At 71.0% G+C, this 20,060-nt stretch carries 15 protein-coding genes and 1 tRNA gene; 5 read left to right on the top strand and 11 right to left on the bottom strand.

The annotated features are described in order from the left end of the window. Positions 1–33: 33 nt before the first annotated feature. Positions 34–1,605, bottom strand: coding sequence for an ABC transporter permease (locus ACNQOV_RS07785; RefSeq protein WP_416394044.1), 1,572 nt, complete (start codon positions 1,603–1,605; stop codon positions 34–36). Then, a complete protein-coding gene (locus tag ACNQOV_RS07780) occupies positions 1,581–3,014 on the bottom strand; it encodes an ABC transporter ATP-binding protein (protein ID WP_416394042.1) in 1,434 nt (477 codons plus the stop codon). Before ACNQOV_RS07780 ends, ACNQOV_RS07785 begins: the two co-directional genes overlap by 25 nt. Before the next feature lie 321 nt (positions 3,015–3,335). Here ACNQOV_RS07780 and ACNQOV_RS07775 point away from each other — a divergent pair, with 321 nt between their 5' ends. From ACNQOV_RS07775 to ACNQOV_RS07760, 4 genes are all read left to right on the top strand, one after another. Continuing rightward, positions 3,336–4,031 carry an NTP transferase domain-containing protein gene (locus ACNQOV_RS07775; protein WP_022907220.1) on the top strand — a complete coding sequence of 232 codons (696 nt, stop codon included), beginning with the start codon at positions 3,336–3,338 and terminating at the stop codon, positions 4,029–4,031. Between the two features lie 89 nt (positions 4,032–4,120). Further along, a complete protein-coding gene (locus ACNQOV_RS07770; RefSeq protein ID WP_416394051.1) occupies positions 4,121–4,900 on the top strand; it encodes an ABC transporter permease in 780 nt (259 codons plus the stop codon). After that, positions 4,900–5,670, top strand: a complete 771-nt coding sequence (locus tag ACNQOV_RS07765; RefSeq protein WP_022907222.1) for an ABC transporter ATP-binding protein — start codon at positions 4,900–4,902, stop codon at positions 5,668–5,670. The genes ACNQOV_RS07770 and ACNQOV_RS07765 overlap by 1 nt, the downstream gene beginning before the upstream one ends. Positions 5,671–5,778: 108 nt before the next feature. After that, positions 5,779–6,081, top strand: a complete 303-nt coding sequence (locus ACNQOV_RS07760) for a hypothetical protein (RefSeq protein WP_022907223.1) — start codon at positions 5,779–5,781, stop codon at positions 6,079–6,081. Positions 6,082–6,127: 46 nt separating this feature from the next. Here ACNQOV_RS07760 and ACNQOV_RS07755 read toward each other — a convergent pair whose 3' ends face one another. From ACNQOV_RS07755 to ACNQOV_RS07735, 5 genes are all read right to left on the bottom strand, one after another. Beyond that, positions 6,128–7,360 (bottom strand): CDP-glycerol glycerophosphotransferase family protein, encoded by a 1,233-nt coding sequence (locus ACNQOV_RS07755; RefSeq protein ID WP_022907224.1) that lies wholly within the window; start codon positions 7,358–7,360, stop codon positions 6,128–6,130. A gap of 42 nt (positions 7,361–7,402) precedes the next feature. Then, on the bottom strand, positions 7,403–8,311 hold the full coding sequence (locus ACNQOV_RS07750) for a glycosyltransferase family 2 protein (RefSeq protein ID WP_022907225.1): 909 nt from the start codon (positions 8,309–8,311) through the stop codon (positions 7,403–7,405). Next, positions 8,308–9,126, bottom strand: coding sequence for a CDP-alcohol phosphatidyltransferase family protein (locus ACNQOV_RS07745; RefSeq protein ID WP_416394039.1), 819 nt, complete (start codon positions 9,124–9,126; stop codon positions 8,308–8,310). The genes ACNQOV_RS07750 and ACNQOV_RS07745 overlap by 4 nt, the downstream gene beginning before the upstream one ends. Before the next feature lie 9 nt (positions 9,127–9,135). Beyond that, positions 9,136–10,179 (bottom strand): glycosyltransferase family 2 protein, encoded by a 1,044-nt coding sequence (locus ACNQOV_RS07740; protein ID WP_416394038.1) that lies wholly within the window; start codon positions 10,177–10,179, stop codon positions 9,136–9,138. 241 nt (positions 10,180–10,420) lie between these two features. Next, a complete protein-coding gene (locus ACNQOV_RS07735) occupies positions 10,421–12,397 on the bottom strand; it encodes a S1C family serine protease (protein ID WP_416394037.1) in 1,977 nt (658 codons plus the stop codon). 192 nt (positions 12,398–12,589) lie between these two features. Here ACNQOV_RS07735 and ACNQOV_RS07730 point away from each other — a divergent pair, with 192 nt between their 5' ends. Beyond that, positions 12,590–13,792: an aminotransferase class I/II-fold pyridoxal phosphate-dependent enzyme gene (locus ACNQOV_RS07730; RefSeq protein ID WP_416394036.1), complete on the top strand. Its 1,203-nt coding sequence runs from the start codon at positions 12,590–12,592 to the stop codon at positions 13,790–13,792. Between the two features lie 695 nt (positions 13,793–14,487). Here the strand turns inward: ACNQOV_RS07730 and ACNQOV_RS07725 are convergent. The 4 genes from ACNQOV_RS07725 to ACNQOV_RS07710 form a co-directional block, all read right to left on the bottom strand. Further along, a complete protein-coding gene (locus ACNQOV_RS07725) occupies positions 14,488–15,303 on the bottom strand; it encodes a carbon-nitrogen hydrolase family protein (RefSeq protein ID WP_416394035.1) in 816 nt (271 codons plus the stop codon). 184 nt (positions 15,304–15,487) lie between these two features. Then, positions 15,488–15,564: transfer RNA gene (locus tag ACNQOV_RS07720), tRNA-Met, on the bottom strand. Positions 15,565–15,629: 65 nt separating this feature from the next. Further along, positions 15,630–18,653: a UPF0182 family protein gene (locus ACNQOV_RS07715; RefSeq protein ID WP_416394034.1), complete on the bottom strand. Its 3,024-nt coding sequence runs from the start codon at positions 18,651–18,653 to the stop codon at positions 15,630–15,632. A 240-nt stretch (positions 18,654–18,893) separates the two neighbouring features. Beyond that, positions 18,894–20,003, bottom strand: a complete 1,110-nt coding sequence (locus tag ACNQOV_RS07710; protein WP_416394033.1) for a PDZ domain-containing protein — start codon at positions 20,001–20,003, stop codon at positions 18,894–18,896. Positions 20,004–20,060 lie beyond the last annotated feature (57 nt).

Raw genomic sequence — 20,060 nt, 5'->3', positions numbered from 1 at the left:
CGTCAGGCGGTCACCTCCGGGACGCGACCCGGCTCAGTTGCGCTGCGCCGCGGCGAGCAGGTCCGGTCCGTGGCGGTCGAAGAGCCGGCCACCGATCGCGACGCCGGCCGCGAGGACGACCACGCCGACCAGGACCCCGACGACCAGGGTGGCCATCCCCCACGGCTCCGGGCCGTCGACGAACGCGAGCACCGCGAGCCACGCTGCGGGGACCGAGCAGACCAGGATCCCGAGCACCATCGACGACTGCGCGACCGAGGCGAGCACCCCGGCGGCCTGGGGCTGCTGGAAGGGGTGGTCACCGGGACGGACCGTCGGGTACGGCAGCACGACCGACACGACGCTCGACAGTCCGAGGCCGGACAGGAGCGCACTCGCACTCACGCCGATCAGCAGCGGGAACGCCGTCCAGTCGCCGAACAGCCACGCCGAGACCCACGAGCCCGCGACGAGCGCGGGGATGCCGACGGCCAGCACGGGCACGAGGCGACCGAGCCGGTCGCTCCACCCGGGTGCCCCCGAGGCGACGTGCAGCCACACCGCCGTGTTGTCGTAGGAGACGTCGTTGTGCGGCAGGAACCCGGCGATGAGCGCCATCAGCGGCAGCGGCACGAGCGCGGTCCAGTGCCACGGCACGCCGGCCACCCCGAGCGGGATGACGACGATCGGGACGAAGACGATGATCAGGTACGACGCGCGGTAGCGCGGGTCCCGGCCCCAGTAGGTGAGCGCCCTGGCCGCGACCGCGCCGACGGGCGTGGAGCCGAGCGTGTCGAACCAGCCGAGTCCCCGGTAGCGACGGGTCCGAGCCCGGCCGTCGACCGTCTCGAGCGCCCGTCCCACCAGCGCCCACCAGGCGAGTCCGAGCAGTGCGACGACGACGACCGCGATGAGGAGCTTGACGATCCCCTCGCCCACGCGTCCGCTCGCGACGTCGGCCGGGACCGCCCACGCGGCGCCCCACGGCGTCCACCCGGCGACGTCGGCGACCCGCTGCGTCTCGGCGCCGGTCGGGTCGAGCCAGTCGACCCGCAGCAGGAGTGACACGGCCGGGAGCGCCAGGACGACGATGACCAGGGCGACGAACCAGCCGGCGTCGCGGGAGCGGTGCGCACCGATCAGGGACGCCCCGACCGCGCTGCCGACGCGGATGAGCAGGGCGCAGGTGACGATCGCGAGCAGGGCCGCGACGACACCGAGGACGCCCACGGCGCCGCCCCGCATCCACGTGACCGACTGCGCGACCGCGACGATCGCGACCGAGACCACCGGCACGCCGATGAGCCCGGCGACCCCGAGCCCGACGGCCAGCTCGCGACGGTCGATGCCGAAGACGGTGAACCGCCTCGGGTCGAACTGGTCGCCACGTCCGACGACGATCGGGACGACGGTGAACGCGAAGGCGATGAGGGCGCCGACCGGGACGACCACGGAACGTGCGACCTCGGGCGCGGCGTCACGGAGCCCCGCGATCTCGATCGCGACGAGCACCGCGGCGACGAGGCCGGCGAGACTGCCGAGCACGACCAGGACGGAGCGTCGCGCGCTGCCGCGGACCGAGCCCGCGAGCAGGTCCGCCCTCAGCCGGAGAAGCTGTGCAACCATTCCATGCTCTCTGCCACGACGCGGCCGCCCGCGAGTTCGACGAACTTGTCCTCGAGGCTCTTGCGCCCGCGGACCTGCGCCATCGTGCCGGACGCGAGGACCTTGCCGCCGACGATGATGGCGACCGAGTCGCACGTCCGCTGGACGAGCTCCATCGAGTGGCTGGAGAGCACCACCGTGCCGCCCCCGCGCGTGTAGCGACGGAGGATCTCGGTGATGGTCGCGGCGCTCACCGGGTCGACGGACTCGAACGGCTCGTCGAGCACCAGGACCCGGGGCGAGTGGATGAGCGTGGCGGCGAGGGCGATCTTCTTCGCCATGCCGACCGAGTAGTCGGCGACCTGTCGGCCGAGCGCCTCGCCGAGACCGAAGGCCTCGGCCAGGTCGCTGCTGCGCTTCCGCGCGGTCGCGCCGTCGAGCCCGCGGAGGGTCGCCGAGTAGTAGAGGAGCTGCGCGCCGGTCAGCCGGTCGAACAGCCGCAGGCGGTCCGGCAGGACGCCGAGGTCGCGCTTGGCGGCGGTCGGGTCGGCCCAGACGTCGTGGTCGAGCACCGTCACGCTGCCCGCGTCGGGACGCAGGAGTCCGGTGACCATCGACAGCGTGGTCGTCTTGCCGGCGCCGTTCGGGCCGACGACGCCGAAGATCGAGCCCTGGCGGATCTCGAGGTCGACCTCGTCGACGGCGAGCGTCTGCCCGTACCGCTTCACGAGCCCGGAGGCGCGGAGGACGACGGGCTGCTGGGGCTGCTTGGTCGTGGGAGCGGGGCGCTTGGTCCCGCTCGGGCGCTTCTTGGCGGGCTTGGTGCCGGTCGCGGACGCGCCCGTCGTCGGCGTGTCCGTCGCGGTCGCGCCGTCGGTCGCGGATGCGGCCGTCGCCGGCGCGTCCGCGGGTGCGTCCGTCGCGGGTGCGTCCGTCGCGGGTGCGTCCGTCGCGGTGGTCCCGTCCGTCGCGGCGGTGCCGTCGGTCGCGCGGCCGGGAGGCACGGTGCCGGTCTTCCCCGCCGCCTGCGTCGGGCGGGTGGCGCGTCCCTTGCCGCCGCGCGCCTTGGCAGGGCGGCTCGTGGTCGTCGGGGCGACCGCCTGCGCGGCGACCCGGTCCCCGTCCGTCTCCGTCGTGTCGGTGGCCGTCGTGTCGTCGGTCATCGCGTCCTCAGCGGAGGCGTCGTGCGCATCCCCGTCCCCCATGTCGTCGTCCGCGACGTCGTCCGTCGCGGTGGCGTCGTCGTCCTCGGTGGCCGCGTCGTCCGGGTCAGCGGTGTCGTCCGCGTCGGCGGTGTCGTCCGCGTCGGCGGTGTCGTCCGCGTCGGCGGTGTCGTCCGCGTCGGCGGCGTCCGCTTCCGCTTCCTCGGTCAGCCAGGCGGCGTCCGACGTGGCGTACACGTCGTCGTCTTCCCCTGCTGCTGCGGCCACCGCCCCACCGTACCAACGCTCACCCGGCTGCGGGGGACGCCCGGGGCGCGCTGTCCCGAATCCCCGGTGCCGGGTCACGAATTGAGCACGAAGCGCCCGGAGCTGTACCCCGTCGGCGGGTCGTTCCGTATCATTCACCGAGGCACGACGAAGTGTTCACCACTTGGAAACCTGTCCCGGCCGGCCTCCCCGTGACGATCCCTCCCTGCGAATGCGCGCAGAGACGGCGGTCCTCCCGGGCAGATCGAACCTTGCGGGGGCAGACTCGACGAGGCCCGCCCGTGCCCCAGGGCGCGCGGGCGGACACCAGAAGGGACCAGCATGACCACGCAGATCGTCATCCTCGCAGCAGGGATGGGCAGCCGCCTCGGGCGCAGCCTGCCGAAGCCGCTGACCGAACTGAGCGACGGCCGCACCATCATGCAGCAGCAGTTCGACAACATCCGCGCCGCGTTCGGCTCGAGCGCTCGCGTCACGATCGTCGTCGGCTACAAGTCGGAGTACATCGTCGAGGCGTTCCCCGAGGCGAACTTCGTCTACAACGAGTCGTACGACTCCACCAACACCTCGAAGAGCCTGCTCCGTGCGCTCAAGGCCACGGGCAAGGGCGGCGTGCTGTGGATGAACGGTGACGTCGTCTTCGACCCCCGTGCGCTCGTCCGTGCCGCCGACATGATCGACGAGGACCGCTCGTTCGTCAGCGTCAACACCGACAAGGTCTCCGACGAAGAGGTCAAGTACACGGTCGACGCCGAGGGCTTCATCCACAAGCTGTCGAAGCAGGTCGTGGGCGGGCTCGGCGAGGCCGTCGGCATCAACTACGTGTCCTCGTCCGACAAGCAGGCGCTCATCCGCCAGCTCGGCCGCGTCGACGACCAGGAGTACTTCGAGGGCGGCATCGAGGCGGCCATCGCCGAGGACGGGCTACTCTGGAGCCCGATCGACATCTCCGACCTCTACGCCGTCGAGATCGACTTCGCCGAGGACCTCGAGCGCGCGAACAACCTGTTCGCCTGAACCAGCGTCAGGACCCCCTCGGCGGTTCCGCCCGAAGGGATACCGTGACCACAGCGAGCGCGCCGACCGCGACCCCGACCGCCACACCGATGGCGTCCCGGAGCGCGGCTCGGCGCTATCGCCATGCCCTGTGGTTGTTGACGGCACGTGACCTCCGGGTCCGGTACTCGACCTCGGCGCTCGGCTACCTCTGGTCGATCCTCGACCCGCTCGTGATGTCGGCGATCTACTGGTTCGTCTTCACCCAGGTGTTCCACCGGGGCAAGGTGGGCGAAGAGCCGTACATCGTGTTCCTGCTGTCGGCCCTGCTGCCGTGGATGTGGTTCACCGGCGCGGTGTCCGACTCCACCCGCGCCTTCGTGAGCGAGACGAAGCTCATCCGCTCGACGACCATCCCGCGGAGCATCTGGGTGGCCCGGGTGAACGCCTCGAAGGGCATCGAGTTCCTGCTGAGCCTGCCCGTGCTCGCCGTCTTCGCGATCGCCACCGGGGCCCACCTGCACTGGCAGGTCGCGCTCTACCCGCTCGCGATCGTGCTGCAGGCCGCGCTGGTGTACGGCATCGGCCTGATCGTGGCGCCGCTCGTGGTCTTCTTCCGCGACCTCGAACGCGCCGTGAAGCTCATCCTGCGGTTCTTCTTCTACGCGTCACCGATCATCTACAGCACGACGGCGCTGCCCGATCGACTGCACGACATCGCCGCGTTCAACCCGCTGAGCGGCATCTTCGGCATCTACCGGTCCGCGTTCTTCCCGTCCCAGCTCAACTGGTTCGAGATCGCCGTCTCCGCCGTGGTCACCGTCGTCGTCCTCGCGATCGGGCTCGTCGTGTTCCGCCGCAGCGAGCACCGCGTCCTGAAGGAGCTGTGATGACCGCCACCCAGCAGACCACCCGCAGCCAGGCGGTCGCCCCCGTGATCTCCGTGCGTGACGCCGGCATCCGGTTCAAGCGCAACCGTCGGGCGAGCCGCAGCTTCAAGGACCTGTTCGCCGGCAGCAACCGCCGCAAGCGAGCGGACGAGTTCTGGGCGCTCCGGGGCGTGTCGTTCGACGTCCGTCCGGGCGAGGCGATCGGGGTCGTCGGGCGCAACGGGCAGGGGAAGTCGACGCTGCTGAAGCTGGTCGCGCAGGTCATGCTCCCCGACGAGGGTCGGGTCCAGGTCGGTGCCGGCGTGGCACCGCTGATCGAGATCACCGGCGGCTTCGTCGGGGACCTCTCGGTGCGCGACAACGTCTACCTCACCGCCGGCCTGCACGGCATGTCCCGGGCCGAGATCCGTGACGCCTTCGACGAGATCATCGAGTTCGCCGAGATCGGCGACTTCGTGGACACCCCGTACAAGCACCTCTCCAGCGGCATGAAGGTACGCATCGCGTTCGCGGTCATCTCGCGGCTCGACGAACCGGTGATCCTGGTCGACGAGGTGCTGGCGGTCGGTGACAAGGGGTTCCGCGAGAAGTGCTACAAGCGGATCGAGGAGCTCCTCGCCGGTGGTCGCACGCTGTTCTTCGTCTCGCACAGCGACAAGGACCTGCGCCGCTTCTGCGATCGCGGGCTCTACCTCGACAAGGGCCGCCTGCAGTTCGACGGCACGATCGAGGAAGCGTTGCAGCGGTACTCGGCCGACTACACCGTCTGACGACCTCACCCGTCCACAACCAGGGTCCCCCGCACCGCTCTCCACAACGATCGCTCCCCCACGCCGAACCGGCCACCCGACGTCAGACCCTCACCCTACGGTGACGGCATGCACCACCCGACACCGGCGTACGCCGTCCCGTTCTCGATCGACCGTTCCCGAGCGCCCCACCGCTACGACCTGCTGAACGTCGGGGACGAACCCGTCGACGGCATCACCCTGACCCACCTCGGCAACGGCTACTCGCCGCCCCTGGCCGTGCACCGGCTCGAGCCCGGCCGGTCCCTCTCGATGGCCGTCTTCGGCGCCGACCCCGAGGACACCGGCGTCGTGATCGTCCGCTGGCGTCGTCCGGACCGCTCCGAGTACGTCTGGCGGATGTGCCTGGTGGGTGACGCCCGTGCGGCGTGACGCCCCGCGCCGCGCCGCGCCCCCATGGGCCGATCCGGCCAGTCGGTCAGTCCTCGCCGCGAGCCGCCGCGACCTCGTGCCAGCGGGCGAGCAGACGCTCCACGGCGTCGTGCAGACGCCGGGTCGCCGCACCCGGCGTGGTGTCCCCGAAGTACCGCTCCACCCAGTGGCGCAGCTTCGCGAGCTCGGCGGCGTCGCTGACCGCGGCGTCCACCCGTGCGACCACGTCGTGCGCGTCCGTCGCGGTCAGCCAGTTGGCGTCCCCGAGGTACCCGCGTTCGTCGACGTCCGCCTCGGGCGAGACCGGCCGGGTCACGATGAGCGGCTTCCCGACGGCGAGCCGGTCGTAGATCATCGCGCTGATGTCCGTGATCGCCACGTCGGCACCGGCGAGCTGCCAGCCGAGGCCGGGTCCGTCGTCGTACACGTGGTGCGCGCTCGGGTCGGCGGCGTTCGCGCTCGCGATGCCCGCGACGATCCGTTCGTGTGCGGCCTTGTACGCGGGGTCGCTGACGCCGCTGCGGGGGTGCGGGCGGTAGACCAGCCGGTGCGCCGGCGACGCGAGCACCCGCTCGGCGATCGTGGTGCCGTGGCTCGCGATCGAGCCGTAGGCGGCAGCGGCCCGGTCGCCCTCCCAGGTCGGCGCGTACAGCACGACCGTCCGACCGTCGGCCGGGTACGGTGCGGCACCGGCGAAGTGGTCGGCCTGCGGGCGACCGATCGCGATCGTGCGGGTGTCCAGGTCGTAGTCCCAGAGCGCGTCCGACAGGCGTTCACGAGCGGCGTCACCGGCGATCAGGGCGTAGTCGTACGCCTTGAACTGGTTCGTCGTCATGTACATCTTGTCGCTCTCGCCGTGGTTCACGAACACGTGCCACATGCGCCCGTACCGCATCATCTGGAAGTTGCGGGCGTTCTGGTTGACGTAGAAGACGATCTTCGGTGCCTGCTCGTCGACGAACCGCTCGAGGTCCACGACCTGCCTGGCGTACACCACCGGCACCGGCGACTCGTCGAGCAGGGCGAGCATGGTGCCGGGGCTCCGCGCGATGATCGCCACGGGGTGCGTCGCCGCGAGCTCGGCCAGGGGCGCGTACCACTGCCGCACCTGGTACATGTTCACCGGGCCGTCCGCGAAGTAGACGGCGATCTCCACGCTCCCCCGCGCGGGTTCCGGGACGGACGGCAGACGCCGTGCCAGTTCGCGGCGGCTGCGACGGGACTTGAGCAGGCGTTCGGCGAGCCGCAGGGCCGTGCGCGCGTCGCTGATGATCGGCATGGTCTCTCTTCCGGGGTCCGGGGACGGTTCGGGGCGGGTGGGTCAGACGACGGGCGGGCGACCGGCGAGCGTCATCCGGCCGATCGTGAGCCACCCCATCACGTGCACCGGGCCGCAGTCGGTGCGCCATCCTTCGCGGACGCCAGCGAACCAGGTCGCCAGCCGTCGCGGGTGCCGCCACCACCGGGCGACCTGGATCGCCGCCCAGGACCCGACGTACAGCGGCCGGAGCACCGCCGGCAGGTTGCGCCGCGCGAGCCAGACCCGGTTCCGGGCGTTCAGCCGGTAGTACTCGGTGTGCCGTGCCGGGTCGATCGCGGGGTGGTGTGCGACGAGGTCCCCGGCGTACCAGGTCCGTCGGCCGGCGTCCCACACCCGCCAGGCGAGCTCGATGCCCTCGTGCGCGTAGAAGTACGCCGCGCCCCATCCCCCGGTCGCGCGGTACACGTCCATCGGCAGGATGACCGCGCCCTCCCACACCGAGAACACCGGCGACGAGTGGTCGGGCTCCCCCTTGCGGATGCGGGGGATCCACCGGGTCGGGTTCGCGGCGCCGGTGGGGTCGACGACCCGGGGTTGGACGAGCCCGAGCGACGGGTCGCGCTCGAACAGGGCGATCGCGTCACGCAGGAAGGTCTCGGACGGCACCGAGGCGTCGTCGTCGAGGAAGAACACGTAGTCGCCGTCGACCACGTCGGCGCCGGCGTTCCGTCCGGCGGGGATGCCGACGTTCTCGGGCAGCGCCAGTGTCCGGACGCCCTCGGGCAGGCCGGTGGGCTCCCATCCGTTGCCGACGCAGACCACGTCGAGCTCCACGTCCTGCTGCGCGAGCACGCTCTCGAGACCACGACGCAGCTCGTCGGGTCGGGTGCCCTGCGACAGGCTCACGACGGCGACGCGGGGCCGGTCACGGTGCGGCACGGCGTGGCGACGGAGCGTCCCAGGGGTCACGCCCGGACCCGCTTCGACGAGATGATCGCGAGGAAGTGCCCGAAGGTCGCCAGCACCGCGAGCGGCAGCAGCGCGCCCACGAGGATCCGGTCGGCCAGCGGATGACCGATCACGAGCCCGAGCAGCGCGAAGACGAACGCGAGGATGCTCAGTTCGACCGAGTGGTACAGGCGGTGGAACGGCAGGAACCGTGCGGCCCGGCGCAGCGTCGCGAGCCGTCGGCCGGACGGCACGGTGCCGGCGTCACGGCGGTCGACGAGCTTCTCGAGCCCGGCGTTCGCGCGTGCGACGTGCACCATGTCGTTGAGCGCCTTGTTCAGGACGATCACGAGGCCCAGTGCGCAGCCGATCGTCGTCCACATCCAGTCCGCACCGTGGATCGGCCACGTGGCGGCCCGGACGCCGAGCGCGATGGGGATGAGTCCCTCGGTCGTGTAGTGCCCGACCTTGTCGAGGAACACGCCTGCGGGCGAACGGGTCCCCCGCCACCTTGCGACCTCGCCGTCCGAGCAGTCGACGAGCATCTGGAGCTGGCCGAGCACGAGGGCGAGCGCCGCGCCCCAGATCCCCGGGATGAGCAGCGCCGCGGCGACGCTCCACCCGACCAGGATCATCAGACCGGTCACCTGGTTCGCGCTCACCCGTGTCTTCAGGAGCACCCACGTCAGGTACGGCGAGACGTCCCGCAGGTACAGCGAGGCCGTCCAGTGCTCGGCGTTCGCCCGCGAGCGCACCTCGTCCGGTTGGGCGACGGCGCGGAGTTCGGCGATCGAGGAGGGGCGGGCGTTCCCGCGGCCGGTCGTGTCGTCGGTCAAGAGGTCAGGTCACCGTCCCGTGTGCGTGGTCAGTTCGGACGTCCGGGTCAGGAAGCCGATGATGAAGCCGAGTCCCCACCCGACGTGGATGCACGGCAGCACCACGACGAGCCAGAGGAGCGTCGGGAGCCCCGACCGCCGGGCGACCGCGACGGCCCCCAGGACGACGAAGACGAGGTAGACCGCCGGGACGACGAAGCCGAGCAGCGCCCATGCCGCACCGGTGCCGAGCGCGGCGCCGATGATCCCGACGACCCCGGCGACGATGCCGAGTGCCATCGCCGCGACCATGGCCGGCGGGACGAAGTAGCGCAGGCCGTTGTTGGCGGGGAATCGGCGTGCGAGTTCGCCGCGCCACAGCCCGGTGGCGACGAACTGCCGGACCAGGCGCTTCAGGCTGGGCCGCGGGCGGTAGGTGACGACGAGCTCGGGCGTGAACCAGACGGTGCCGCCGGTCTGCCGCAGTCGCCGGTTGAGTTCCCAGTCCTGCCCGCGCTTGATGCCCTCGTCGAACAGCCCGACCTCGAACAGGCGGTCGCGGCGGAACACACCGAGGTACGCGGTCTCGGCCGGACCGGCCCGTCCGCCGACGTGGTGCGGCGTCCCGCCGAGGCCGACGCGGCTGCCGTAGGCGAGCGCGACGGCGCGTTCGAAGGGGGTCCGTCCCTCGGCGCGCATGATGCCGCCGACGTTGTCGGCACCCGATTCCTGCAGCACCCGCACCGCGATGCGCGTGTAGTCCGTGGGGAGGACCGAGTGGGCGTCCACGCGGACGACGACCGGGTGCACCGATGCACGGATCGCCACGTTGAGGCCGGCGGGCGTCGAGCCGGCCGGGTTCTCGATCGCGCGGATCCGAGGGTCGGCGGCGCTCATCTCGGCGACGAGTTCGTTCGTGCCGTCGATCGACGGGCCGAGGGCGAGGATGACCTCGAACGGACCGGAGTAGTCCTGCTCCAGCAGACTCTGGACGGCTGCCCGGACCTCGGTGACCTCGTTGAGGACGGGCATCACGTACGAGACGCCCGGCAGGGGCTGTCCGTCTGTCTGCATCGGTACCTCGGGGTCCTCACCTGGGTGCACGGGACGCACCGCGGACGGTGCCGCCCCGCAAGAGCGACCCTGAGCCTATCAAGTCGCCGCGGGTCGTCGGGGCGACCGGCAGAGGGGCGGGGGGGGGGGGGGGGGGGGGGGGGGGGCGGCCCCGGCCGGGCCCGGGGCGGGGGCCGGCGGCCGGCGAGCGCGCGGGGGGGGCGCGCGCCCCCCCCCCGCCTCCCGTCCGTTGCTGGTCGCGTCAGCCCTTGTAGGTCCCGAGGGTGACGTCCGCCTCACGCGTCTGGCCGTTGCGGATGAAGGTGATCGTCGTCTTCGCACCGCCCGCGAAGTAACGGACCTGCGCCGTCAGGTCGGTTGCGTCGGAGACCGTCGCCGACCCGATCTTCGTGACCACGTCGCCCTTCTGCAGACCGGCCTTCGCCGCTGCACCGCCGGACGACACCGACTTGATGAGGCCGCCCATCTGCGTGGCGTTCGCGTCCTCGGCGGCGTCGCCGACGGTCGCGCCGAGCAGCCCGTGCGTCGCGGAGCCGTTGTCCTTGATCTCGTTCGCCACGCGCTTGACGAGGTTCGACGGGATCGAGAAGCCGACGCCGATGCTGCCGGACTGGCTCGACGACGAGTCGGACGAGCTGCCCGCGCTCGCGATGGCCACGTTGATGCCGATGAGCTTGCCCTTGGAGTCCAGCAGCGCGCCACCGGAGTTGCCCGGGTTGATCGACGCGTCGGTCTGGATGACGGGCAGCGAGACCGTGCTGTTCGTCGAGGAGTTGCTGCCGTTGCCGCCGTTGCCCCAGAAGTCGAAGGGACCGCCGCTCGAGCCGTTCCCGCCCTCGTTCGAGTCGCCGCCCTCGGTGGGGGCGCTCGAGGTGACCTGGATGCTCCGGCTCAGGGTCGAGACGATGCCGTCCGTGACGGTGTTCGACAGTCCGAGCGGAGCACCGATCGCCACGGCCGTGTCGCCGACGTTGAGGTCGCCGGAGTCCGCGAACGTGATCGGCTTCAGGTCGGTCGCGTCGATCTTGATGACCGCCAGGTCGACCGTCGGGTCGGTGCCGACGAGCTTCGCCGGGTAGATCTTGCCGTCCGAGGTGGTGACCGTGATCGTGCCGTTCGAGCTGTCACCGTCGAGCGTCACCACGTGGGTGTTCGTGACGATGTAGCCGTCCTTGCTGAACACGACGCCCGATCCGGTGCCCGCTTCACTGCTCGACGAGACGTTGATCGTGACCACCGACGGGGTCGCCTGCGCGGCCACCGCGGTGACGACCGTCGCGTTGTTGTAGTCGTTGACGGTGAGGTTGCCGCCGCCCTGGCTGGTGGACGACCCGACGACGGTCCCCCCGCCCTGGCTCGATCCGGCGAGCCATCCGGCACCGCCGCCCACGAGACCGGCGATGACGACGCCGGCGATGATCGGGAGGGCGAGGCGGCCTCGGCCGGTGCCCGTGCGACGGCTGGCGGGTGCCGCACCCGGGACGCCGGCGGCGCCGGCTGCTCCGCTCTCGAAGTAGTGGCCGTTCCGCTGGTTCGAGCCGTCGACGTCGCCGAACGCGCTCGTGGCGGAGGCCGGAGCCTGGGCCGATGCGGTGGCGTACTCGGAGGCCGAGGCGGGAGCCGAGGTGGGCTGGGCGTACTCGCCGTAGCGGGGCTGCTGGCCGTACTGCGACTGCTGGCCGTACTGGTTCTGCTGGCCGTACTGCGACTGCTGGCCGTACTGGCCGTGCTGCTGCTGTCCGTACTGGTCCTGTTGGCCGTACTGGCTCTGCTGGCCGTACTGCGACTGCTGGCCGTACTGACCGTGCTGGCCGTACTGCTGCTGTCCGTACTGGTCCTGTTGGCCGTACTGGCTCGTCTGGGACTGGCCGTACTGCGGCTGCTGCGTCGGCTCGGTGCCGTAGGGCGTCCCGTGCGCGCCGTAGCCGCCCGAGGCCTGCCCGTACTGGCTCGTCTGGTCGGCCTGACCCTGCTGGCCGGACTGGTCGGCCCGGCCCGGCTCCGACGCGTGGTCGGACAGCGTCGGGTACAGCGCCGTGTACCGATCGGTCGGGTGGTCGTTCGCGGACGCGATCACGTCGGTGTGGTCCGCGTCGGTGTGGTCCGCGTCGTGGAGGTGCTCGGAGTCGTTCGGCGAAGCGTCCTCGGATGCGGCCTTGGCGGCCGCGTCGTCCGGACGGATGTCGTCGCCCTGCCCGTTGGGCGTGGTGTCGGTCATGCTGGACGTGCTCCTTTCAAGCTCGTGCAGTCTGTCGCACGCACCTGAGCGGTGCTCCTGGTGACGCTGGAAGCGACCTATGGCGATCTTATGCGTGGGCTGTGCGACCCTTCCCGGGGTGCGCTCGACTCGGCCGCTAGGTTGGGGTCCGTTCAGCGCCGCGAGCGCGATCGACATCCCGGAGGGAACCACATGCGCCACGCAGGACCCTGGTTGCGAGCCGCCGAGGGAGCGATGCTCCTCGGACCGGACGGCGTCCCCGCGCCGACGGTGTTCGCCGAGATGAGCGCACTCGCGGCCGCGACGGGCGCACTGAACCTCGGGCAGGGGTTCCCGGACGAGGACGGCCCGGCCGAGGTCCTCGAGGCAGCGGTCGCAGCCATCCGCGACGGCGTCAACCAGTACCCGCCGGGACGAGGGACCCCAGACCTGCGGGCCGCGATCAGCGAGCACCAGGCCCGTTGGTACGACCTCGACGTCGACCCCGACCGCCAGGTACTCGTCACCGCCGGCGCCACCGAGGCCCTCGCCGCGACGCTCCTGGCGCTCGTCGAGCCGGGCGACGAGGTCATCACGTTCGAGCCGTTCTACGACGCGTACGGTGCGCTCATCGGGCTCGCCGGCGGGACGCACGTCACCGTGCCGCTGTCTGCTCCCGACTTCCTGCCGGGCGAGACTGCCCTCCGCGCCGCGTTCTCCGACCGCACCCGCGCCGTGCTCGTGAACACGCCCCACAACCCCACCGGCCGCGTGCTGCCGACCGAGGTCCTGACGACGATCGTCGAACTCGCGACGCACCACGACGCGGTGATCGTCACCGACGAGGTCTACGAGCACCTGACCTTCGACGTGCCGCACGTCCCGATCGCCACCCTGCCCGGTGCCGCCGAGCGGACCGTGACGATCTCGAGCGCTGGGAAGACCTTCAGCACCACCGGTTGGAAGATCGGCTGGCTCACGGCTCCCCCAGCGCTCGTCGACGCGATCACCAGCGTGAAGCAGTTCCTCACGTTCGTGAACGGGGCTCCGTTCCAGCCCGCGGTGGCAGCCGGCCTCCGGCTCCCCGACCGGGTCTTCACGGGCATCGCCGCCGAGCTGTCCGCCAAGCACGACCTGCTCGCGGGTGGGCTGGCCGCCGCGGGCTTCGAGGTGATGCGTCCCGACGGCGGGTACTTCGTCATCGCGGACGTCGCGCCGCTCGGGTACGACGACGCCCGGTCGTTCTGCCTGCGACTCCCCGAGCTCGCCGGCGTCGTCGGGGTGCCGGTCTCGGCGTTCGTCCGTCCCGACCACGCGGCCGACTACCGGACCCTCGTGCGGTTCGCCTTCTGCAAGCGCCGCTCGGTGCTCGAGGACGCCGCAGCTCGACTCGCCGGTCTCGCTCGGCGCGGCTGACCCGCCGGCGCCACCACCCGCCGCACCGCTCGGGCCGGGCGCATTCCGCCCGCTCGGGGCCGGGCGTCCGCCTGAGGCGCGCTTCGAGCGGGCGAAACACGGCCCACCCGAGCCCTCAGCCGGACGCAAATAGCCCGCTCAGCGTGAGCGCGTCCCGTGCCGGCGTCGAGCGGGCGAAATACTGCCCGCCCTCCCCTCCAGCGGTACGTATTTCGCCCACTCGGGTCGGGCGCACCGCATGGGCGAAGCGAGCGGGCGAGATCTGGCCCACCCGCGCCTCCAGGCAACCCGGTTTCGCCCGTTCGGCGGGAGCGCGTCACGGGCACATCGAGCGGGCGAAAGGTGGCCCATCCGCGCCTCCAGTCGGACGGATTTCGCCCACTCGGGTCGGATGCACCGCCTAAGCGAGCCGAGCGGGCGAAATCTGGCCAGCCCGTGCCTCCAGGCAACCCGCTTTCGCCCGTTCGGCGGGAGCGCGTCGCGTGCCGTCGTCGAGCGGGCGGAATCTGGCCCGTCCGCGCCTCCAACGGGACGGATTGCGCCCACTCGGGTCGGGCGCACTGCCCGGACGAGGCGAGAGGGCGGAATCTGGCTCGCCCGCGCCTCCAGGCGGACGTGGTTCGCCCGTTCGGCGTCGGCGTGTGCGTAGGCGCGCCGCGTGCAGGCGGCGCGCGAGCAGCTGACCGCGCGCCGGGTCAGGCGCGGGGCGTGACCTCGTAGCGGCGGAGCGCGAGCGACGGGTTCGTCCGGCGGACGGCCTCGGTCACAGCGGTGTCGACCTCCGCGACGAGCATCCCCGGGACGGCCCCGGCAGCGGCGACCGCGACGCCGGAGGGGTCGAGCACGAGCGAGCCTCCGATGCCGATCGGCGGCGTCTGGCCGACGCCCACCACCCAAACGGTGTTCTCGATCGCGCGAGCGGTGAGCAGGGTCCGCCAGTGGTGCTCCTTGCCGGGACCCCGCACCCACTCGGCGGGCAGGACCACGACGTCCGCCGCCCCGTGTTCGGGCGCGACGAGTCGGCGTGTGACCTCGGGGAAGCGCAGGTCGTAGCAGGTCTCGAGGCCGACGCGGACGCCCCCGAGCGAGAACACGGGCAGCTGCTCGGGGTCACCGGACTCGATGCGGTCCGACTCCTTCGAGCCGAAGGCGTCGTAGAGGTGCACCTTCCGGTACGTCTCGGCGATCGATCCGTCGGGCAGGACCGCGACGAGGGTGTTCCGGAAGCGGCCCGGGGTGTCGGCGCACTCGGCGATGCCGACGACGAGGGCGATGCCGACCTCGCGGGCGATGGTCTGCAGGCCGGTGACGAACGGGCCGTCCAGGGGTTGTGCGGCGGCCACGAACCGGTCGTCGATGTCGGCGGTGAAGTACGAGGTGTACTCCGGCGTGACGAGCAGGTCGGCCCCCCGGGCGGCCGCGTCGACGGCAGCGGTCCGGACGGTCTCCAGGTTCGCGGCGGGGTCGTCCACGGGCGCGAACTGCGCCGCGGCGACGGTGAGGGTGCCCATCCGCCGAGCGTACCGGGCGGCCCGAGACTCGGCCCCGCGGACGTTGCTCGCGCCACGAGCGCGCGAAAGTGTCCGCCCAGCCGAGACTCGGCCCCGGCGCGACGGCCAGCGCGACAGCCAGCGCGACGGTCGGCGCACGAAGAAGGCCCCGGTCCGACTGGACCGGGGCCTTCTCTGTGACGCTTGGTTGCGGGGGCAGGATTTGAACCTACGACCTCTGGGTTATGAGCCCAGCGAGCTACCGAACTGCTCCACCCCGCGGCACGTTGAACAGCCTACACGGGGCCGTGGCGGGGCACAAATCGAGCGCCCCGCCACGGTGTGTCTCAGTTCCCGCCCTCGGCCTCGGTCGCGGCCTGGATGGCCTCCTGCAGGCGCTGGTCGGCCTCGGCCGCGGCGACCAGGTCGTTCTCGGCGTAGGCGTCCTGACGGTCCTGCAGCGCCTGCTTGGCGTCGTTCAGGGCCTTCTGCAGCGCCTCGTTGTCGACCGTCCCGGAGCCGGTCGACGATCCCGAGCCGGTCGACGATCCCGAGCCAGTCGACGAACCGGAGCCGGAATCCGACGAGCCCGAGCCGGAGTCGGACGAGCCGGAGCCCGACGACGAGCCGGAGCCCGACGACGAGCCGGAGCCGGACGACGCACCCTGGTCACCGGCCGACGCACCCGAGTCGCCGCCGAACAGGCTGTTGAGCGCCTCGTCGAGGGTGTCCTCGAACGCGATCTTGTCACCGAAGGCCACGAGCACCTTCTGCAGCAGCGGGTACGAGCCGCTCGACGTCGACTGCACGTACACGGGCTGCACGTAGAGGAAGCCGCCACCGACCGGGAGCGTGAGCAGGTTGCCCTGCTTCACGGTCGAGTTCCCGCGCTTCAGGATGTTGAGCTCCTGCGACACGGTCGAGTCACCGTTGAAGAGGCTCTGCACCTGTCCGGGGCCCGGGATGTTGTCGGTCTTCGGCATCGTCAACAGCGTGAGCTTGCCGTAGCCGGACGCCTTCTTCCCCTCGCCCGCGCCACCCGCGTCGGAGTCCACCGCCAGGTACCCGGTGAGCACGTTGCGGTTGTTCGTCCCGGCGGACTGCTGCGGGATGTACGTCGTGTACAGGGAGTAGGCGGTCCCCTGCCCCGGCACCTTCATCGTGAGGTAGTACGGGTCCTGCAGGTTGCCCCTGGTCGTCGTCGTGGTGGTCGCCCCGAGCGCGTTCGTGCCCGTGTTGGTCGTGGTCGACGCGTCCGACGTGTCCGTCTCGTTCGTGCCGGACGTCGGCTCCTGCGGCACGTTCCAGGCGTCGTCACCCGAGTAGAACGAGTTCGCGTTGGTGACGTGGTAGGTGCCGAGGATCGACCGCTGCACCTTGAACAGGTCGGTCGGGTACCGGACGTGGTCGAGCAGTTCCGCGCTCATCTTCGACACGGGCTGCATCGACGTCGGGAAGATCTTCTGCCACGTCTTGAGCACCGGGTCCTGGGTGTCCCACGCGTAGAGCGTCACCTTGCCGGTGTACGCGTCGACCGTGGCCTTGACCGAGTTGCGGATGTAGTTGACCTGGTCGGTCCGGTACGACGAGCTCTCGGCGCCGGCGATGGTGTCCGACAGGCTCTGGCTCTGCGAGTACGGGTAGGCGTCGCTCGTCGTGTAGCCGTCGACGACCCACTGGATGCGGTGGTCGACGATCGCCGGGTACGCGTCGCTGTCGAGCGTCAGGTACGGCGCGACCTTCTGCACGCGGGTGATCGGGTCGCGGTCGTAGAGGATCTGCGAGTCCTGGTTCACCGCGTTCGACAGCAGGATCTGCTCCGACTGGAACTTCGCCGCGTAGACGAGCCGGTTGAAGAAGTTCCCGAGGCTCGGGCCACCGTTGCCGGCGTACGTCGTCGTCGCGTTGCCGCCACTGTCGTCGTTCTCGTCCGAGCCGGACGGGTAGTCGAGCTCGACGTTCTTCGAGCCCTTCGGTGCACCGACGATCGAGTAGGCGGGCGACGTCTCACCGAAGTACACGCGCTGCTGGAAGTCGCCGAGGGCGCCGTTGGACGGGATCCCCGACTCGAGGAACACCGGCTTGCCGTCGCTCGCGCGCTGGTTGCCGTACGCCGCCGTCACGCCGTAGCCGTGCGTGTAGACGAAGGCCCGGTTGTAGGGCGTGTTCGCCTGCGCGCTCAGGCCGTCGAGGTCGATGTCGCGCACCGCGATGACGGTGTCCTCGGTCTCGCCCTTGACGTCGTAGCGGTCGACGTCGAGCTCCTTCGGGAACTGGTAGTACTGCCGGTACTGCTGGAGCTGGCTGAAGGTGTCGGAGACGATCTTCGGGTCGATCAGGCGGATGTTCGCCGTCGTCTGGGCGTCCTGCGCGAGGGCACCGGAGCTCGCCTCGGTCGTCGCGTCGTAGTTCCGTTCCTGGACACCGGCGACACCGTAGGCGTCACGGGTCGCCTTGATGTTCCGCTCGATGTACGCCGACTCGAAGGTGCGCTCCGAGGGCTTCACCTGCAGGCGCTGGACGATCCACGGGTAGATGCCACCGATCACGATCGCGGCGACGAGCAGCAGGCCCGTCCCGACGATCGAGATGCGCCAGCGACCGATGACGGCCGTCACGATGAACAGGATCGCCACGATCGCGGCGATGCCGGCCATGATCTCGCGACCCGGGATGACCGCGTTCACCTCGGTGTACTGGGCACCGGTGATGAGCGAGTTCGACTTCGTCAGGGCGGCGTACTGGTCGAGCCACAGGCTGACGGCCTGCAGCGCGACGTAGACGGCCGCCGTGACCGCGAGCTGGATGCGCGCGGCCTTCGAGATGCGGACCTCTCGCCCGCCGAAGCGCATCGCGCCGTACAGGTAGCAGGCGGCCAGGGCGGCCAGGCCGGCGATGAGCACGACGGCCGACGAGTACGCCACGATCGCACGCCAGAACGGCAGTTCGAACACGTAGAAGCCGATGTCGAGCCCGAACTGCGGGTCGGTCTTGCCGAACGGCGTCCGGTTGAAGTACTCGAGCACCATGCTCCAGCGCCCCGCGGTCGAGAGTCCGGCGAAGATGCCGAGCACGACCGGGATGCCGATCATGACGGCACGACGCAGCGGCTCGATGACCTGCTGGTAGCGGTCGAGCTGCGAGTTGAGCTTCGCGTAGACCGGCCGGAACCGGAACGCGAGCGCGATGCTCGCGTACACCGGGACCGCCATCCCGAGGAAGCCGGCGAGGAACATCAGCGTCCCGGCGATCCACCTGGTGGTCAGGACCTGCTGGAAGCCGAGCTGCGCGAACCACGCGTAGTCGGTGTACAGGCTCGCGAAGATGAAGAAGGCGATCACCAGTGCGGCCAGCACGATGATCGTGACCACGATCGGGACCCGCGGCGAACGCCGCCCCGAGGTGGACGAGGTTGTCGTCACTTGATGTGCTCCAGACGTGTCGAACCGGCGGGCCCGGCGCGGCGGGCCGTCAGTGCATCGATCCTATGTGGCGCGAGCACCCCTGAAACTGTACGGCGACTCAGGAACGGGTGTCGCGCCTCCAGGCTGACCGCTCGGGAGGCACGGATCGCGCCGTCCGCGGACGTCGCCCGGAGCGCATGGCCGGGTCTAGGACGTGCAGCGCGCGAGCTTCGCGGTGCTCTTCCCGGAGGCGATCGTCTGCAGATCGGTGACCGCCTGGTCGAGGGTCGCGACCCGGTAGACGTCGAGCCCGTCCGGGACGTGACCGACCACCTCGTCGCAGTTGTCGGCCGGTGCGAGGAAGACGGTCGCGCCGGCGTCCTTCGCGCCGTACATCTTCTGGCGGATGCCGCCGATCGCACCGACCTCGCCGTCGGCGGTGATCGTGCCCGTCCCGGCGACGTGCTTCCCGCCGTTGAGCTTGCCCGGCGTGATCTCGTCGATGATCCCGAGTGCGAACATCATCCCGGCCGACGGGCCGCCGACGTCCTGGAGCTCGATGGAGACGCGGAACGGGAAGTCGTACTGCTCGGTCACGCCCACACCGATCAGGGCCGTGCCCTGCTCGGTCCGCGGCGTCAGCTCGACCGTCTTCTCGGCGCCGTCGCGTTCGACGACCACCGTCGCCGGGCCCGAGGTGCCGTGCTTCGCGACCAGCTCACGGAGCGAGGTCGCGTCGGCGTTCTCGGTGAGCGAGGTCCCGTCGAACGACCGGATGACGTCCCCCTCGTCGATGACGCCGTCGGCCGCCGAGCCCTTCTGGACGGTGCCGACCTCGAGCTCGGTCGGCAGGCGGTACCCCTGGTGGATGAGCGCCGCGGCGACGGCGGACTGCTGCGACTGCTGCATGTCGGCCGTGTCCTGCTGGTTCACCTGGTCGGTGCTGACGCCCTCCGGGTAGATCGCGGACGCGGGGATCACCGCCTCGGACTTCGTGAAGAGGGCACGGATGACGCTCGTCCACGACGGCCGGTTCGTCGCGTCGCCCTGGATGCCGACGGTGAGCATGTCGAGCGCGCCGCCGGTCGGGTAGGTCGGGTGCCCGTCGATCTGGATGAGCTTGACCTGCTTGGCGTCTTTGCCGGTCCCCTGCTCCTGCGTGCCGATGGTGTTGTAGACCGGGCCGGGGACCTCGATGAGGTACGGGCTCGGCAGCAGGCTGGCGAGCAGGCCGAGGACGACGGCACCGATCACGAACGCCCAGCCGACGGTCCGGGAGCGCGGACGTCGGCGGGGTTCGGGGGCGAAGAGGGTCACGCAGCGTCCTTCCACGGTGGGCTGTTCGCCCTCGGCGCAGCGGTTCGGGCGTTCCCA

Source organism: Curtobacterium sp. LFS084 (assembly GCF_047977705.1).
In the GTDB taxonomy this organism is placed as follows: domain Bacteria; phylum Actinomycetota; class Actinomycetes; order Actinomycetales; family Microbacteriaceae; genus Curtobacterium.
The sequence above is the reverse complement of the archived record's forward strand: the minus strand, read 5'-3'. Positions and strand labels throughout refer to the sequence as shown.

Excerpts from the sequence above, each read along its gene's own strand:
- ACNQOV_RS07765 (WP_022907222.1), top strand. The coding sequence starts at position 4,900 with ATGACCGCCACCCAGCAGACCACCCGCAGCCAGGCGGTCGCCCCCGTG.
- ACNQOV_RS07740 (WP_416394038.1), bottom strand. The coding sequence starts at position 10,179 with ATGCAGACAGACGGACAGCCCCTGCCGGGCGTCTCGTACGTGATGCCC.
- ACNQOV_RS07785 (WP_416394044.1), bottom strand. The coding sequence starts at position 1,605 with ATGGTTGCACAGCTTCTCCGGCTGAGGGCGGACCTGCTCGCGGGCTCG.
- ACNQOV_RS07775 (WP_022907220.1), top strand. The coding sequence starts at position 3,336 with ATGACCACGCAGATCGTCATCCTCGCAGCAGGGATGGGCAGCCGCCTC.
- ACNQOV_RS07725 (WP_416394035.1), bottom strand. The coding sequence starts at position 15,303 with ATGGGCACCCTCACCGTCGCCGCGGCGCAGTTCGCGCCCGTGGACGAC.
- ACNQOV_RS07735 (WP_416394037.1), bottom strand. The coding sequence starts at position 12,397 with ATGACCGACACCACGCCCAACGGGCAGGGCGACGACATCCGTCCGGAC.
- ACNQOV_RS07760 (WP_022907223.1), top strand. The coding sequence starts at position 5,779 with ATGCACCACCCGACACCGGCGTACGCCGTCCCGTTCTCGATCGACCGT.
- ACNQOV_RS07730 (WP_416394036.1), top strand. The coding sequence starts at position 12,590 with ATGCGCCACGCAGGACCCTGGTTGCGAGCCGCCGAGGGAGCGATGCTC.
- ACNQOV_RS07770 (WP_416394051.1), top strand. The coding sequence starts at position 4,121 with ATGGCGTCCCGGAGCGCGGCTCGGCGCTATCGCCATGCCCTGTGGTTG.
- ACNQOV_RS07755 (WP_022907224.1), bottom strand. The coding sequence starts at position 7,360 with ATGCCGATCATCAGCGACGCGCGCACGGCCCTGCGGCTCGCCGAACGC.